The organism is Paenibacillus violae (assembly GCF_032461945.1).
Lineage (GTDB): Bacteria > Bacillota > Bacilli > Paenibacillales > NBRC-103111 > Paenibacillus_E > Paenibacillus_E violae.
On the sequence record NZ_JAWCUD010000003.1, the window covers coordinates 339,609 to 355,930 of the forward strand.

The 16,322-nt window shown below is 45.2% G+C and carries 15 protein-coding genes; 2 read left to right on the forward strand and 13 right to left on the reverse strand.

Features of this window, described 5'->3' with window-relative positions:
• Positions 1–350: 350 nt before the first annotated feature.
• From RQP52_RS12780 to RQP52_RS12800, 5 genes are all read right to left on the reverse strand, one after another.
• The gene (locus tag RQP52_RS12780) at positions 351–1,337 is read right to left on the reverse strand and encodes an ABC transporter permease (RefSeq protein WP_315951918.1); all 987 of its coding nucleotides are present in this window, start codon (positions 1,335–1,337) and stop codon (positions 351–353) included.
• A gap of 1 nt (position 1,338) precedes the next feature.
• The gene (locus RQP52_RS12785; protein ID WP_315951919.1) at positions 1,339–2,817 is read right to left on the reverse strand and encodes a sugar ABC transporter ATP-binding protein; all 1,479 of its coding nucleotides are present in this window, start codon (positions 2,815–2,817) and stop codon (positions 1,339–1,341) included.
• Between the two features lie 103 nt (positions 2,818–2,920).
• Complete coding sequence (locus tag RQP52_RS12790) at positions 2,921–4,018, reverse strand: sugar ABC transporter substrate-binding protein (protein WP_315951920.1); 1,098 nt, start codon at positions 4,016–4,018, stop codon at positions 2,921–2,923.
• A gap of 141 nt (positions 4,019–4,159) precedes the next feature.
• Complete coding sequence (locus tag RQP52_RS12795; RefSeq protein ID WP_315951921.1) at positions 4,160–4,765, reverse strand: pentapeptide repeat-containing protein; 606 nt, start codon at positions 4,763–4,765, stop codon at positions 4,160–4,162.
• 1 nt (position 4,766) lies between these two features.
• Positions 4,767–5,699 carry a helix-turn-helix transcriptional regulator gene (locus RQP52_RS12800; protein WP_315951922.1) on the reverse strand — a complete coding sequence of 311 codons (933 nt, stop codon included), beginning with the start codon at positions 5,697–5,699 and terminating at the stop codon, positions 4,767–4,769.
• A gap of 100 nt (positions 5,700–5,799) precedes the next feature.
• Here RQP52_RS12800 and RQP52_RS12805 point away from each other — a divergent pair, with 100 nt between their 5' ends.
• Both RQP52_RS12805 and RQP52_RS12810 read left to right on the forward strand, forming a co-directional pair.
• Positions 5,800–6,279, forward strand: a complete 480-nt coding sequence (locus RQP52_RS12805; protein WP_315951923.1) for a VOC family protein — start codon at positions 5,800–5,802, stop codon at positions 6,277–6,279.
• Positions 6,269–6,838 (forward strand): YdeI/OmpD-associated family protein, encoded by a 570-nt coding sequence (locus RQP52_RS12810; protein ID WP_315951924.1) that lies wholly within the window; start codon positions 6,269–6,271, stop codon positions 6,836–6,838. The genes RQP52_RS12805 and RQP52_RS12810 overlap by 11 nt, the downstream gene beginning before the upstream one ends.
• Before the next feature lie 107 nt (positions 6,839–6,945).
• Here RQP52_RS12810 and RQP52_RS12815 read toward each other — a convergent pair whose 3' ends face one another.
• The 8 genes from RQP52_RS12815 to RQP52_RS12850 form a co-directional block, all read right to left on the reverse strand.
• Positions 6,946–7,767: a carbohydrate ABC transporter permease gene (locus RQP52_RS12815; RefSeq protein ID WP_315951925.1), complete on the reverse strand. Its 822-nt coding sequence runs from the start codon at positions 7,765–7,767 to the stop codon at positions 6,946–6,948.
• The gene (locus RQP52_RS12820) at positions 7,767–8,633 is read right to left on the reverse strand and encodes a carbohydrate ABC transporter permease (protein ID WP_315951926.1); all 867 of its coding nucleotides are present in this window, start codon (positions 8,631–8,633) and stop codon (positions 7,767–7,769) included. The genes RQP52_RS12815 and RQP52_RS12820 overlap by 1 nt, the downstream gene beginning before the upstream one ends.
• 65 nt (positions 8,634–8,698) lie before the next feature.
• Entirely contained in the window at positions 8,699–9,967 is a 1,269-nt protein-coding gene (locus RQP52_RS12825) for an ABC transporter substrate-binding protein (protein ID WP_315951927.1), read from the reverse strand.
• Between the two features lie 217 nt (positions 9,968–10,184).
• On the reverse strand, positions 10,185–11,195 hold the full coding sequence (locus tag RQP52_RS12830) for a LacI family DNA-binding transcriptional regulator (protein WP_315951928.1): 1,011 nt from the start codon (positions 11,193–11,195) through the stop codon (positions 10,185–10,187).
• A 134-nt stretch (positions 11,196–11,329) separates the two neighbouring features.
• Positions 11,330–12,316: a PfkB family carbohydrate kinase gene (locus RQP52_RS12835; protein ID WP_315951929.1), complete on the reverse strand. Its 987-nt coding sequence runs from the start codon at positions 12,314–12,316 to the stop codon at positions 11,330–11,332.
• A gap of 20 nt (positions 12,317–12,336) precedes the next feature.
• Entirely contained in the window at positions 12,337–13,959 is a 1,623-nt protein-coding gene (locus RQP52_RS12840) for a response regulator (protein WP_315951930.1), read from the reverse strand.
• Between the two features lie 24 nt (positions 13,960–13,983).
• Positions 13,984–15,441: a glycoside hydrolase family 32 protein gene (locus RQP52_RS12845; RefSeq protein WP_315951931.1), complete on the reverse strand. Its 1,458-nt coding sequence runs from the start codon at positions 15,439–15,441 to the stop codon at positions 13,984–13,986.
• A gap of 50 nt (positions 15,442–15,491) precedes the next feature.
• Positions 15,492–16,322: a carbohydrate ABC transporter permease gene (locus tag RQP52_RS12850; protein ID WP_315951932.1), complete on the reverse strand. Its 831-nt coding sequence runs from the start codon at positions 16,320–16,322 to the stop codon at positions 15,492–15,494.

Sequence of the window (16,322 nt, forward strand, 5' to 3'; positions counted from 1 at the left end):
ACATTTCCTGGATTTATGTTCCTTTCCTGAATTTGTTATATGTTATCATAGAATATAATTCATAGTTAATCAATTGGAATTATATAATTTAACAGGGATAAACGACTTCGTCGTCCACCTTTGAGGAACTACAGGCAGCTATTCTAGCAAAATAAGTCCGTTTCCGCGTTCAGCGGAACTATAGGACCTTATTTGCCCGCCTAAACCCGATTTCTTCAAGAAAACGGACAAATAACGGCCCACAGTTCCCCTCCGCGCGAAAAAGGCGCTATTTCGTAGAAATAGCACCCTGTAGTTCCCACTGGGGAGGAATCGTTGGTAGACGAAGCTCCCCCCCCCCCAAAGCATTCTTAAGCTTTCTTGCGATTTAAATGAACAAACGTAATCGCTAAAGCAAGCACGAGTACGCCGCCTTTGACAATGTCGAAGCCAAAATAAGGAACATTCAGCATCGTCAAACCATTCAGCAAAATCCCGATCAAAACAGCTCCGAAAAACGTTCCGATCACATTCGGCTTTCCGGCACCAAGCACGGAATAACCCACAAATACGGAAGCAACGGCTTCCATCAGCAAAGGAGCACCCGCGTCAATTTGACCGGAACCTACACGAGAAGCATAGAGGATACCTCCGAACGCGGCAAAGATACCCGATAGCACGTACGCGGCCAAACGAATTTTATTCACGGAAATACCTGATAAACGGGCAGCTTCACGATTTCCGCCTGTCATGTACAATTGCCGGCCCCAACGTGTATACGTCAAAAATATATGAACGGCGATTACAGCCACCAGCATGAGAATAACCGGCACAGGAACACCGAGCAGCTTGCCTTGACCAATCCATAGAAACTCAGGCGTGAACTTCCCTTTAGCTACGGTCCCATCTTGGAAACGCATATTGTTATAGATGGAGAAGCCTTTCGTATAGGTCTTTTGAACGCCGCCGATGATGTACATCACAGCCAAAGTTGCGAGTAGATCCGGAATCCGAATCTTTACAATCAAGAGTGCATTCAAAAGTCCGATAACGGCTCCAATGATAAGCGGAACAATAATGACAATAATCAAAGGCTGTTGGTACCACACCATCAACGCCGCTGAACCTACCGTCGCCAACGAAACCGTCGAGCCTACGGACAAATCAAAGCCGTCTACAATTTGCGATAACGTCACCCCAATAGCAACGAACATGACAATGGAAATGGAACGCAAAATATCGGCAATATTATCGTAGGTCATGAAATTTTCATTAATAATCGAAAAGACGACGATGACCAAAGCAATAATGAATAACGCGCCATATTTAAAGGAAAAATCCAAGCTTTTTTCTTTCATGTTATTCGGCCTCCCCCGCACTCGCATACGTTAAAATGAGATCCTGCGTCGCTTCCTCTCGGGTGAGCTCCTTCACAACAGAACCATAACTCATCACTATAATGCGATCAGCAATTCCTATAATTTCATTTAGCTCGCAAGATAAATAAATAATGCCTTTGCCTTCTGCCGCCAACTGCCCGATGAGGCGGAAAATATCGCTTTTTGCGCCAACGTCAACACCTTTGGTCGGCTCGTCAAACATATAGACGTCGGCATTCGTCGGCAGCCATTTGCCTACGGCAACCTTCTGCTGGTTGCCTCCGCTCAAATGTTTGACGACGCGGTTCGGATCGTTCGGCTGCACGCCGAGCTGCGCCACCATCTTCGTGGCGTGTTCTCTTTCCTCGCGCTGCCGCACGAAGCCCAGCGAGCTCAGCTTGCGCAAGATCGGCAGCGACAGATTACGCTTCACGGTCTCCTCTACGAGGACGCCCTGCTTGCGGCGCTCCTCGGGCACAAGCGCGATGCCGGCGCGCACGGCATCCCCTGGCTGGCGCAGCGAGAGCTTGCGGCCGCTAAGCCACACCTCGCCGCCGTCCGCGGCATCGGCGCCGAAGATCAGCCGGCTCAGCTCCGTCTTGCCGGCGCCGACCAACCCCACGACGCCGAGGATTTCACCTCGGCGGAGGGCAAAGCTGACGCCGCGCACCTTCGTGCCGCGGCGCAGTCCCTTCACCTCGAGGAGCGTTTCGCCAATGGGCACATTGGCTTTGGGAAACTCCTCGGTGAAGGTCTTGCCCAGCATCGCCTCGATCACGCCGGCGATGTCCATGGCAGCGGCCGCCTGCGTGAGCACCTGGCGGCCGTCGCGCATGATCGTGATCCGGTCGGACACCCGGAACACTTCCTGCAAACGGTGGGAGATGAAGATAATCCCCACCCCCTCCTGCTTCAGGCTATCCATAATCTGAAATAGCCGCTCTGATTCCTCCAGACTGAGAGGGGCTGTCGGCTCATCGAAGATCATGATCTTCGCTTTGTGCGCCATCGCTCTGGCAATCAAAACAAGCTGCTTCTGCGAAATACTCAGCTCATCCACTTTGCGCCGTACCGAGAACGTTGCGCCGATCTTGGCAAGAATCGCTTCAGCTTCGCTATGCAGCTTGCGCCAACTAACCCAAGCGCCGCCATGAACCATTCGATCCATCATCACGTTCTCGGTGACAGTAAGCTCAGGAACCAGCGCTGTATCCACTTCTTGATAGACGCAATAGATGCCTTGAGCCATCGCTTCCTTGGGCGTTTGAATCGATTGCGTTTGACCGCCTATGGCAATTTGACCGATGTCGTACGTGTATGCACCGGACAAAACTTTCATCAATGTGCTCTTCCCAGCTCCATTCGCACCTAACAAGGCATGAATTTCACCAGCATGCAGGTCAAAATCAACCTCCTGCAGCGCCTTTACGCCGGCAAACGATTTGGAGATGCCACTCATTTGCAATAAAGCTGCGCTATCCTTCCTCGACATCCGCCTTCACCTCTCTTAGCAATCTGAAAGTCCCATCGCAGATTTGGCGATGGGACCCTCGTTGTTCCGATTATTTTTTTTCTGCTGCTTTCAACCAATCCGTGTAGCCTTGTTGGCTTCCGCCCCAGCCTTTTACAAATTCGCTAAGCTGCGTTGTATTCACTTGTTTATCTTTTGGCAATTGCTCTCTGGAGACATACACAGGATCCAAAACAACTTTCTCAGGCGTTTGATCGCCATGCAGCTTTTGGTACAAGTAACGGACTTGAACGCGTCCGATATCTTTTGGATCTACAGCAGCAGACGCTACCCAAGGGCTTTTCGGATCTTGCAGAAGCTGCAAATCTTCATCGCTAAGGTCGATACCGTATACTTTAATTTCCGTACGGCCTGCTTGTTGAATCGCACGGGTAGCACCTTTGGCAAACTCATCCCAAGCTGCCCATACCGCTGTAATATCGCCTTTGTTCGGGTACTTTTTAAGAATCGCTTCCATTTGTGTTTGGGTATCCAAAGCAGGATCCTTGGCCGTTCCGAATGCCGCTACTTCTTTAATATCCGGGTATTTCTTCTGGAAAGCTTGGTAAGCTTCTTGTCTGCGCTCCATTGGGGCGAAACCGGCAACCCATACTTTCACGATATTTCCTTTGCCGCCTGCATCTTTAGCCAACTGCTCCAAAGTTGCTTCGGCCATTTTTTGGTCGCCTTGCTCTAGGGAAGTAACACCTGGCACAGTGAGAATAGAGTCGAAGCTAACAACCGGAATTTTCTTCTCGACAGCTTTTTTCACACCAGCCTCAAGTGCTTCAGCTGTTCCGTGGTCGATCAAAATACCATCGAATTTCTGGTTAATGGCTGCATCCAGATTCGAAGCCATTTTGGCAAGATCCGTATCGGCAACAAATACCGTAACTTTCCCGCCTAGTTTTTCCACTTGCTCTTTCACACCTTCAACATATTGAGATGAGAACGTGCCTGTATTGAATTGCATAATAAGTGCAATTTTCTTTCCGCTTAAATCGGCAGCACCTTTCGCCGCTTCCGTTGCTTTCGCGCTTGCCGCCGGGCTTGCTGCCGCACCGCTGCTCTCTTTTTGTCCGCAGGCTGCAAGCAAACTTCCGAACACAGCTAAAATAACAAATAAACTGATCAATCTTGTTTTTTTCATGATTACCCTCCCGATCCTTGCTGTTCTCTATTTCCCCTATCATTTGTCGGATAAAATATACCAAGTTATCCAGTAGGAATTAATTTATATTAGCATCGGTAGGTTATCTCGTCAATAGTTTTGATTGAAATTTTGTCCAATTCAATTCACTTTGGCTCCATGCGAGATTGTGAACAACACGGCTTGCTCTGTATCCATTCGTAATCCCTTGAGCGTGATGCTTTTGAAATCCACTCCATCCATTTTAGCTCCCCTTACGTCAGCTCCCTGTAATTTTGCTCTAGCTAACAATGTTCTCGTAAGATCACAATTTCTTAAGTCGGCTTTTTCTAAATTAGCTTCCGTTAAATCTGATTCTAAAAATTTAATTCCACGTAAATCTTGCTTAACCAATCTGGCACTTCTTAAATTCGTATAAGACCAATCTCCTTGGAAGATGGTGATTCCATCTAATTGGGCACTGGAGAAATCTGAACCTGTCATTTTGCATGTTTCAAACTTCGAGACAAATAAATTGGCTTCGGTAAAGTTACAATTCTCAAACGCGGATTCCTTATGAATGGAGCTATTTAAGGAAGCACCCCGAAAATTACATTCAACGAAACGGCAGTTCCTCGTTGTAATCTCTTCTAACGATCCGTTAGCAAATATGCAACGATGAAAAGTGCAGCTGATTAGCTCCCCATACCTCAAATCTTGATTGCTAAAGTTTATTCCTTCATAAGTTTGATTGATATGCTCAAACATGTTACTCCTCCTTTGAATCTTTTAACGTATACTTCTCTACCATTGTATTCAAATAATCTCGAAACTCTTTAACGTAGGATTTCGGCTCTACGATTTCCAGATTTGTCCCGAAGCTCGCTAAAAATTGAAAGCCAATACTATTTTGAGGAACATAGATGGTGGCCAAGAAGTATTCAGAACTACAGGTTTCAATGCTCTTTCGACCGTACCTTTCAAGAAGTTTATCTTTTATGCTCGGCGAAATCAACGCCTTAATAGCGACTAGTGCCGGCTGATAACTTGCTTCATGTTCTTGTTCCAATACATAATCTCTAGGGGTAAAGGTGTTTTCATCCATAAGAAGATGATCGATCCTCGATAATTTAAAAGTTCTATAACTCTGACGATGCAAACAGAAACCTTTCAGATACCAACTCGATTCACTAAAATGAAGCTGATACGGCTCGACAACTCTATTCGTAGTGGTGCCATTTTTATCTATATAATCAAAGGATACCAACCTTCTCTTCCATATCGATTCTTGGCATATCTTCAAGGTTTGAAGAATCTCAGACCGCCCCTCCCATTCATAAAAGGACAGTTGGATTGAACCTTTCGTAGACGATGGACTAACCATGGCTTCTATTTTTTTTATGGTCACTTCAACATCTTCGCTCACTAGGATTTGTCCCAATCCACCGAGAGCAGTCAATATATTCTCCAAGTCTGAGTTGCTTAGAAGACGTTTATCAACCTTGTATTCATCCATAATGCCATATCCGCCATGAATTCCATTGACCGAATAGATCGGAATGTTTGATAAACTCAGTGTTTCCATATCTCGAAGAATCGTTCTTTTGGAAACGTTAAATAATTGTGCAAATATTTTAGTTGAAACGATATCTTTTTTCAGCAATATCATGATGATAGATAATAGTCTTTCAACCTTCTCCATATATCCCCCTCTATTTTTGTACTTTATTTTAAATGGTGACATACGTATGTCACCTCTTATCCAGTATACTTCATTTATCACAAGAAGGAGGTATGGTTTTATGGCAGCTATTACATATTTAAACTTTGATGGGATCGCAGAACAAGCCATTGAATTTTATTCAAAGGCTTTACACGCAAAGGAGGTAAAAAAAGTAAGATTTAGCGATTTCCCGCAAGACCCAAACTATCCATTGCCAGAAAATGAATTAACTATGATTATGGAGTCTTCCATCGAATTTGCAGGCGGGAAAATCATGATGTCGGATATTCTGCCTTCGATGAAGCGTGTAACGGGCGAGTTGGTTAAAGGCAATAATTTACTGATTAGTATCGTTATCGATGACACGCAGCTACTAGAAAATTACTTTGCTAATTTGTCTGTAGGTGGTTATGTTATCATGCCGTTATCAGAAATGCCTTGGTCTTCCTGCTTCGGAATGCTGGTTGATAAGTTTGGTGTTGGTTGGAAATTTAATAGTGACGCAGATAAGTTCCTCGATAAAGTTATTTCCAACAAACGGTCATTCAGTGGAAATTGAAAATTTTATTCCAGTAAAATCGAGAGCAGATTTCAGAATATGGCTGCAGAACAATTGCAAGACGGAAAAGTGTTGCTGGGTCTTGGTTAGTATGACGCCCACCACCGATGTGTTGTTATATTTGGACGCGGTCGAGGAAGCTTTGTGCTTTGGATGGATCGATGGAGTTAAGAAGAAGATTTCCGAAACGGCGCTGGCTCAGAGACTATCTCCTAGAACTAAAAAAAGTTCATGGACTGAATTAAATAAAGAACGTGTCCGCCGCCTCGAAAAGTTGGGGTTAATGAGCGACGAAGGAAGAAGGGTTCTTCCTGATATGAATCACAACACTTTTAGAATAGATGAAGAGATAGAGCAAAGGCTAAAAGAGGAAAAGCAAGTTTACGATAATTTCATAGCATTTCCAGATCTTTATAAGAGAGTTAGAATCGATACAATTCAAAGCAATAAGAATCAACCAGAATTGTTCAGGAGCAGATTAGACAAATTCATAACCAATACTAGAGAAAACAATATGTACGGTCAATGGAACGATAACGGACGTCTACTAGATAATTAGATGCTCTAGGGCAATTTGGTTGAATGTACACTTATCGAAAAAATGGCAGTGCCCGAAATAGGGGCACTGCCATTTGCTATATCTCAGGGTGTTCCTGATGTGACTTTCTACTTCACAGCACCTTGCGTGATCCCATTTATAATCCACTTTTGCGCAATCAGATAGACGATTACCATTGGGGCAAGCGCAAGCAGATACGAGGCAAAAGCCAAGTTGAAATCCGTGCTGAACTGGCCTTGAAATACGTACTGCACCAATGGAAGCGTATATGATTCCGGTTTGCCTAAAATAATAAGCGGCAGCATAAAATCATTCCACGTCGACAAACAGCTTAATATGGCGATAGTCGCATTGATCGGCGCAAGAAGAGGGAATATAATGCGCCAGAAGGTGCCGTACGTGGAAGCACCGTCAACTGTAGCGGCTTCTTCCAATTCAATCGGTATCGTGCGGATATACCCGACATAAACAAAAATGTTAAAAGCAAGTCCGTACACGATGTAGAGAATTATTAATCCAGGCATGTTGTTCATATGCAAATTCGTTGTCAGCTTTACAATTGGAAGCATAATAATTTGGAATGGAATGAACATGGCACTGATGAAATAAAAATATAAACCTTTAAAAAACTTGTTGTTCATATTTCGCGCAATCGCATAGGAAACGAGTGAATTGGTCAGAAGTATGAAACCAACGGAACAGACGGTAATTACAAAGCTGTTCCCAAAAGCCGTGAAAAAGTCGGTCGCTTCAATCGCATTTGCGAAGTTTTCAAAGTGCAACCCCGTTGGCAGCGAAAAGACCGATTTCGCCATTTCCTCCGGATTCTTTAGGGCAATGGCAACCGCCATATATAAAGGGAACAAAATGAGCAATGATCCCAGTGCGATCAAAATTGAGACGATCCAGTTCGTGGAGTGTTTGGTCATTAGGCTTCCATCTCCCGTTTCTGCAAAAATTTAAGCTGTAGGACAGAGATGACGACAATCACGATAAAGTAAATGACGGCATTCGCGGATTGGTACGCAAACTCTCCGCCTTGGAAGCCGCCTTGATAAATCAAGAAGGCAATGGACTGAGTCGCGCGACCAGGTCCGCCTCCTGTCAATGCAACGATCTGATCAAAAACCATCAGGGATCCCTTCATGGCAAGGACCATATTGATCGTGAAAAAAGAGGAGATCATGGGAAATGTAATTTTCCAAAACGTCTGCCATTTACCGGCCCCGTCCAAAGAGGAAGCTTCATAGATATCTTGTGGAATCGTTTGAAGTCCAGAGAGATATAGAATCGTATTAAACGCAATGCCTTGCCATACAGCTACAATTACGATCCCGATCCATGCCCATTGTTCATTGCCCAGGATGTTGGTGGAAAGGAACTCGATTCCTAATTTCTCCCCCATGGTAGGAACAACGTTGGAAAATAGATAGTTGAAGATATAACTGACAATGAGTACGCCAAGCACGTTAGGGAGAAAATAAACACCCCGGAAGAAATTACGGTATTTAATACGTGAGTTAAGACCTAGTGCAATGAGCAAGCTTATTACATTAATGAATATCGTAACGACGATCGCGTATTTAAACGTAAACAAATAGGAGTTAATCACATTGACATCTTGAAAGAGGTTGATAAAATTTTTAAAACCTATAAAATCGTACCCTTCGCTATACCCATCCCAATTCGTGAATGCGTAATAAATGCCCTGTAGAGCTGGAAAGGTATGAAAAGCGAAAAACAGTAGCAACGCTGGTATTGCCATACTGTAAAACGCCGCTTTTTTTGAAACCATGATGAACCTCCTTTATAAATAGGGAGAGAGCACCTTATGGCGCTCTCTTCTATATGTGTCGGCGCTTACTTGCGGTTAGCAACTTTATCCCACTCGGTATCAAATTGTTTCACATAAGCATTGACATCTTTCTTCTGCAGGTAGCTTTGGATAATCGTATCCGCTTTAACAGCACCAGGAATGTAGTGATCGGAGAAGTCCTCAATAGCGCCGCTCGTGAACGAAGCATTCAGATCCTGTACACTGGCATCGGTTTGATTCACATTTTTCACAGCAGAGAACGCTTTTTGCTCATCAATGTAAGTTTGAACGTTTTCCGTTTTTAGCATGAATTCAATAAATTTCTTGGCCTCTTCAGGATGCTTGCTGCTTTTGGAAATCGTCAGCAGGGTATCCACGCCGGAAATAACTTTATTTTTAGCCGGGTCGTTGGTTGCCGGGAATGGGAATACACCCAAATCTATGCTAGGATTCGCTTTTTTGATTTCAGGAATAGCCCATACACCTTGCAGATACATAGCAGATTCACCTTTAGCAAAAGCCGTGTTACCATCGTTGTAACCTTTGCCCATCATATCCTTTTGGCCAAAATCCAGAAGCTTTAATTGCTTGTCAGCTACTTCACGGAATTCCGGGCTGTCAAACTTCACTGAACCTTTTGATCTCTTGTCATAGAAATCAATACCCAAGATGTTGGTTGACAAGGAGTTAAATGGCACCATCACCGTCCAAGAGTCTTTGATCGTCAAATAGATCGGAGTTTTACCGGCATCCTTCACTTTTTGCGCGGTAGCCAGCAATTCATCCCAGGTTTTCGGAACGCTTAGGCCAAGCTCCTTAAACATCGTTTTATTGTAAATAACACCGCTTGCATTCGCAGTAAAAGGAATCGCGCTAAGTTGATCGCTTCCTGTCAGTTTTTTCAACATGTTTATGTAGGAAGGCTGGATATTGGCTGTCAGAGAATCGTTCGAAAAATCTGCAAATAATCCGCTCTTGGATAGCTGAGCATACGTATCCGTTGCTCCGAGACCAATAACATCAGGTACATCTTTTTTGGCAACACGCGTCTTAAGAACAGTTTCCGCATCCGGCGGGTTAACTTGAGTCACGATGATGTTCGGATTCGCATCGTTAAACTTTTTTACCAGCGCATCGAAGGAGGCTTTCGCTTCCGCTTTATTCTGGAAGAACTCGAGTTTCACTTTCTCTCCGGGAGCAGCTGAAGTTGCCGGATTGGAAGCAGATTCACTGTTCGTCTTCCCGCCACCACAGCCTGCTAGGACGGAAAGAGCAAGGACGCTTGTACAAATCGTTGTAACTGTTTTTTTCATCGAAGAAACCTCCATTTTATAAAAGAATAAATATGAGTAAGACTAAGCTTCAGTAAGAGTAAACGTTTACTTAAGGGAGAAAAAAAAGAACGAACCAACTTGCTTCACATCACCACCTATAAATAATGAAACTTGTTCATTTTTATGACTCTAAGCCCTTCATGTAGCAGACATTTAGGTTAAACGTTTACTTAAAATTCTGAAAAAGAAGCCCTTTTCAAGGCTTGGATCGCACGGTTTGTCTTTCCACCAATTGATGGCTTACGATGCTGCTCGACACTTGCATTTCACTTTGTTCAATTAAAGAAATCAGCTTCTCTGAGGCCAAACGTCCCATCATGGTCAATGGTTGATGGATGGTCGTCAGCGGCGGGTAGACCATTCTTGCAAATTTCAAATCATCATAACCTATGATCGAAAGATCATCCGGAATCTTGAGCCCTTGTTCAAAGGCATAATTCATGGCACCAATGGCCATCTCATCGCTTGCCGCGAACACAGCTGTAAAAGGAGGCGATTCTGTCAGCAGCTTCTTCATAGCCTCTCTGCTGCGCTCCAATTGAAAACCACCAATGGCTACGCGCGATTCAAGGTATTCAATGCCATTGTCAGCCAAAGCCTGACGGTACCCCTCCAAGCGTGGATAACCCGCTATCTGATCCTTAAGCGAACCGCTAATCATAGCGATTTCCCGGTGTCCCTTCTGAATGAGATAATTTGTCGCATGGTAGGCTGCTTGACGATCATCGACTTTGACATACGGGATCATATGTTTTTGAGACATTGTATTTACAAGTATGACGGGAACTCGCATTTCCTTGATTGCTTGATAGTATTCATCCTTCAGCACTTCACTTGTGAAAACAATGCCATCTACCTGCTTCTCCCTTAGAACTTGCAGATACTTCATGGTCCGCTTGCCTTCTTCAGCCGTATTGCACACAATGACACTGAACCCTTTTTCTTGAGCAGTCTCCTCAATACCATGAAGAATATCGGATGAGAAGCTGCTGGACACATGCGGAAACAAGACGCCAATGGTCTGAGTCCTCTTATTAACGAGCCCTCTTGCAATTGCGTTAGGTTGATAACCCAGTTCTTCCACCGCTTGCATAACCTTTTGTCTGGTCCTGTCTGAATAGCCGGCGAGGTTATGAAGCACCCGGGAAACCGTAGCAACAGAAACATTCGCTGCCTTGGCCACATCTTTAATTGTCGGAGGATTCATACGGTAATTTCCCTACTTTGCATAACATCTAATGGTTTACGTAAACGTTTAAGTAATTTTAGAATAGTCCCCTGTGCAGGATTTGTCAAATAGTTTTTAAATCGCTTACAAAAACTGCCTTTGCAAGGTTTGACTTATTCATCAGCCGTAAAGGAGGCTTGCTCCATAAAATGAGCGACTTCGTCATAAGTTGGCAGCGCCGGTATTGCGCCGTAACGTGTCGTTGTCAAAGCCGCCGCTGCATTCGCAAATACGAGTATTTCATGCATTCGTTTTTCAGTTAGCCGAACAGGGTCACTTACTTCTCGACTTAGCTGAAACAACACCGCCCCGATGAAAGAATCCCCTGCCCCCGTCGTATCTATTGCGTTAATCTTATGCCCTGGCACAGACACACGGAATGTTCCATCCTTCGTGAACCATGTGGCGCCTCGTGAACCACGCGTCAACAGCACGCTCCCTACATCACCGACAAACAGGGAAGCGATAGCTTCTGCCTCATCACGAATACCGGTGATAAAGGTCAGCTCTTCATCGCTAATTTTAATCAAGTTGCTGTATGGAATAAAGGCCAGAATCGTTTGCCTGCACATTTCTGCGCTTTCCCAGAGCGGAAGCCTTACGTTTGGATCGAAACTGATGAAGCCGCCTGCGCGCTTGACGGATTCTATTGCGCGAATGTGCGCATATTTTACCGGTGCCTCAATCAAGTCAACGGAACCAAAGTGCAGCAAACTTCCCCATTCAAACCGGCATGCTTCAATATCCGCCTCATCCAACAACATATCTGCACTTGGCTTACGATAGAAGGCAAAATCACGGCTGCCATCTTTTTGCAAACTAACGAACGCTAGCGCCGTATTAGCCTCCGATGTGCGGGATACGTACCGGGTGTCCACACCAGTCTGCTCCAACGTTTCTATCAAAAAATCGCCGAATGCATCAGCACCCAGCTTGCCGATAAAGGCGCTTCGCCCTCCAAGCTTCGCGACGGTACAAGCGCCATTGGCCGGGGCACCGCCCGCTGCCTTGCTGAAAGAGATGACTGCATGCAGTGGAACGCCTGTTTCCGCAGGGATGAAATCGATTAATGCTTCCCCGATTGTGTATACCGTTCTCATGTTTATCCCCCTATGAAATGTCAATCCTTTGTCAAATGAACCAAATGCTGATGCCTCCGGTACTCGTCAGGTGTCATCCCGAATCTGCTTTTAAATACACGGTAAAAGTACTTGTCATCTTTAAAGCCAACATTAGAAGCAATTTCGTATACTTTCATATCGCTGTTTTCCAGCAGTTCAATTCCTTTTTTTATCCGGACATCCGATAAATATTTGCTGAATGTTACACCTAAGTGATTTTTCAACATCATGCTGACATAATTAGGGCTGAAAAATAAGTGCGCAGCCACCGCATCGAGCGACAAGTCTTCCATATAATGCGTGTCGATGTATTTCATACAGGTTTCCACGACAGATTCGTGTTTTTTGGATCGGCTCATCTTCAGCAGTTCCGACCATTGCAGCAGGACTTTCCCGAATCGGCTCCTGCAAATGTGGAAACTCGGACTTGTGGAGAGATCCTCCGAGGTATCCGACAACACTTGCTTGTAGGCTTGATCCGTAACAAAATCTTTGATAACCACCGCTATGGCCGAAACCATCCGGAGCACAGTTTGCTGCCAATGATCCGGATGAGGAAACCCTCCGGTTACGACCAAATCGAACCAATCGTCGGCTAATCTCAAGATGTCCTCGTTTCTATTTTTACGGATCGCCTCTTTGAACTGCTCTTCCTCTCTTGCATAATCATAATGCATAGGCCGGATGAGCGTTCGGACTTCGGAATATTGAATAACATGGCGGTCAGGCAGAAAATATCGAAATGGCACCGCTGTTACTGCCTCTTTAAAGGAATGTCTCGCTTCATGCATCATATCTTCGCGGCACTCTCCAACGCCAATCGTCAGCTCGATGTCAAACTGCCCAGACATGTTTAGAGCAAGTTCTTCCATCTCTTGCGCAATCCGTTGATAATCAATATCACGCAAGTATGGTGACGTCATGACGGTAATCAGCAACTCCTTATCCTTTCTTGAGAAGAAGGAGATTGATGATCCGAACAACGCTGCTTTCTCCTCCAAACTGCTGAGCAAAGCGCATTTTACGTGGTTCTCGACGTCCAGTGAATCCAGCAGAATACTGTTCTGATGGATTCTGGCAACTGTAATAATTCCTATATCCCCCAAGTCGAACTGCTCCCGCAGCTCCTTACATTGATAGGCAGTGACACCTCCATACACCCAATCGGTGAGCAGATTCTCATAATAAGCTGTTAATGTCCGATCCAGCTGCCTTTTAATCTGCTCATTGGCTTGCACATGTTTAGTTTCTTGCTGAATACTTTGATCAACCTTATCCAAAACCGTACGTATGCTCTCTTCTTTAAGCGGCTTGACCAAATAATCGAATGCACCCAATTGAATGGCCTTTTGTGCATATTCAAAATACCGGTAGCCGCTAAGGATAATCACTCTAATCTTATGTGGCGAATCGTTCATCTTCTCAATGAAAGTCAATCCATCTAGAACGGGCATCTTAATATCAGTAAAAACAATGTCAATGTTGCTATTACGAATGACATCCAGAGCATCTTGGCCATTCTTGGCCTCCAAGACGCTGCACTCCGGTCTTGCATTCCTGATCATTTGGGCGAGTACTCTTCGTTGTATGACTTCATCATCCACGACCAGAATGTTATGCATGTAAGCCTCCTTACCTGAATGCGCCTATACGAATATTGAGGAGATGCTCAGCGACGCTAGCCTAACGTTACCATGCTTTGCATAAACCGCCAAGCCAGGTTGCTCATCTATCGGGAATAGCAAATCCGTAATCACCGCTTCTCCCTCTCCAGCGAATACTTCAACAGAGCAGCGGTCCACCCAGATCCTAAGCACAAGTCGGCCATCGACTGCTTCCGCTTCGACCGCATGTCTCCCGGGAAAGTCTGTATGGAAGTCCGTTTTTCCAGATTGTGTTCGATCGACGAAGAGCTCTTGTGCCTCTGCCAAATAACCTACCACGGTTTCATATTCCTTTGATGTCCGCACCTTAAAACCGAATTCCGTTGCCGTCTGCAACTCAAACTCTGCCTCCAGCATAAAGCTGGTCAGGGCAAGCCCAGACAATGGATTGTATCCCGGTTCAATGAGCAGATCGTTCCACTGCATCGTGTCCGTCTTCCATTGATCCAGTTCCTGAACAGGGCGTTGAACAAGCAGGATGCGATTTGCCCGACTCCGCAATCCCAACGTTCTGGGAAGCGTCATGGCACTGCGCCATCCTTCCGTCGGCGTTACCTGTGCGTATTTCCAGTTGCTGAGCCACCCGATATAGATGCGTCGGCCATCTTCGGCCGGTAGGTCTGACCAGCTGACCCCGGCGTAATTATCTCTCCCGCCATCAAGCCATCTAACCGACTCGGCAGCGTCATCATTCTTAAACTCGGTGCCGTTGAATTGCCCGATAAAATACTGCGTTCTGGATCCTTCCGGATATTCCGGCGCATTTCCAATACTAACCAGCATTACCCACTTGGTATGGGAAGGATCGCCGTCAACAGGAAGCTCGAATAAATCCGGGCATTCCCAAACGCCGATGTGCGAGCCCTCCCCTTCTCCAAACTGACTTGCGAAAGTCCATTCCTTCAGATTTGGAGAGTGATAGATGCTCACGGTTTGCCCTGATGCCAAAATCATGATCCATCGCTTGGATTTGGTATGCCAGAAAACTTTGGGATCCCGGAAATCCGGAAACCGCGTGTCAGCTAACACCGGGTTCCCGCTGTACTTGGTCCAGGTTCTTCCCGAATCAGAACTATAAGCCAAGCTTTGGCGCTCCCTGACAGATCCGTTCTCTCCCGCGTTGTCATGATGCGTAAAAATCGCGACCAGACCGGCACCGCCGCCAAAGAACCCGGATGTATCCTCCCAATCAACGACAGCGCTGCCGGAGAAAATATAACCATGCTCGTCCGGCTCCAGTGCGACCGGCATATGATCCCAAGAGACCAAATCCTTGGAAATCGCATGCCCCCAGTGCATAGGCCCCCATGTTGTGCCATCCGGGTGATACTGGTAGAACAGATGGTACTCGCCTTGGAAATATACCAGACCATTCGGATCGTTCATCCACTGCTGCTGCGGCGTAAAATGAAAATTAGGTCTATAACGATCTTGTAACATTAGATTCCCTCGCTTCATTGACATTTATTTTTCTTCGTTTGACCTTTAGATTAACCTTTAATCCCTGTGCTCGTAATGCCCTGCACATAGTATTTCTGAAGAAGCAGAAAAATGAGCACGATGGGTAGGGTAGTGAACGTGAGCGTCGCCATAATTTGTCCATAGAAGATAGGCGGCAAGGTGAAAAAGGTTTGAATTCCCAGTTGGATGTTCCGCAGCGATTCACCTGTGGTAACCAGGATAGGCCACATGAAATCGCCCCAATGAGAAATGAAATCCAAAATAAATACCGTTGTAAATACAGGACCCGACAATGGCACGACGATTTTGAAGAAAGTTTTGATCGGTGATGAACCGTCAATAGCTGCGGATTCTAGAAGTTCGTTTGGAATATCCATGAAAAACTGACGGAACATGAAGATGCTGAAGCAATTGGCTATAAAAGGAACAATCAAGGCAAACCACGTATTCACCCAGCTTAAACTATTGACGACAAAGTAAAGCGGCATCACGATGCTTTCGAAAGGAACGATCATCAATGCGATAATGGCGGTTAGAATAATGCTTTTCCCTTTAAATTGAAGCTTTGCCAAGGCATATCCGCATATTGAATTGACTCCTAGACCACTGATTCCAATAATTGAGACGTAAAACAAGCTATTAAACAAGTATTTCATCATCGGAATACGATCGAATGCACGTATATAATTGTCAAACGTAATATGCGTAGGAAGTAAAGACTTGAGTGAGCCTAAATCCGCAAAAATCTGATTCTCCGGTTTAAGGGATGAGACTACCATCCACAAAAGCGGAATAATGAAGAGCACCGTCATGACAAGGTTGGATGCATAGATGAATACTTTTAACTTACGATCAGTCAC

Coding starts and splice junctions, on each gene's coding strand:
- RQP52_RS12780 (WP_315951918.1), bottom strand. CDS start 1,337: ATGAAAGAAAAAAGCTTGGATTTTTCCTTTAAATATGGCGCGTTATTC.
- RQP52_RS12785 (WP_315951919.1), bottom strand. CDS start 2,817: ATGAGTGGCATCTCCAAATCGTTTGCCGGCGTAAAGGCGCTGCAGGAG.
- RQP52_RS12790 (WP_315951920.1), bottom strand. CDS start 4,018: ATGAAAAAAACAAGATTGATCAGTTTATTTGTTATTTTAGCTGTGTTC.
- RQP52_RS12795 (WP_315951921.1), bottom strand. CDS start 4,765: ATGTTTGAGCATATCAATCAAACTTATGAAGGAATAAACTTTAGCAAT.
- RQP52_RS12800 (WP_315951922.1), bottom strand. CDS start 5,699: ATGGAGAAGGTTGAAAGACTATTATCTATCATCATGATATTGCTGAAA.
- RQP52_RS12805 (WP_315951923.1), top strand. CDS start 5,800: ATGGCAGCTATTACATATTTAAACTTTGATGGGATCGCAGAACAAGCC.
- RQP52_RS12815 (WP_315951925.1), bottom strand. CDS start 7,767: ATGACCAAACACTCCACGAACTGGATCGTCTCAATTTTGATCGCACTG.
- RQP52_RS12820 (WP_315951926.1), bottom strand. CDS start 8,633: ATGGTTTCAAAAAAAGCGGCGTTTTACAGTATGGCAATACCAGCGTTG.
- RQP52_RS12825 (WP_315951927.1), bottom strand. CDS start 9,967: ATGAAAAAAACAGTTACAACGATTTGTACAAGCGTCCTTGCTCTTTCC.
- RQP52_RS12830 (WP_315951928.1), bottom strand. CDS start 11,195: ATGAATCCTCCGACAATTAAAGATGTGGCCAAGGCAGCGAATGTTTCT.
- RQP52_RS12835 (WP_315951929.1), bottom strand. CDS start 12,316: ATGAGAACGGTATACACAATCGGGGAAGCATTAATCGATTTCATCCCT.
- RQP52_RS12840 (WP_315951930.1), bottom strand. CDS start 13,959: ATGCATAACATTCTGGTCGTGGATGATGAAGTCATACAACGAAGAGTA.
- RQP52_RS12845 (WP_315951931.1), bottom strand. CDS start 15,441: ATGTTACAAGATCGTTATAGACCTAATTTTCATTTTACGCCGCAGCAG.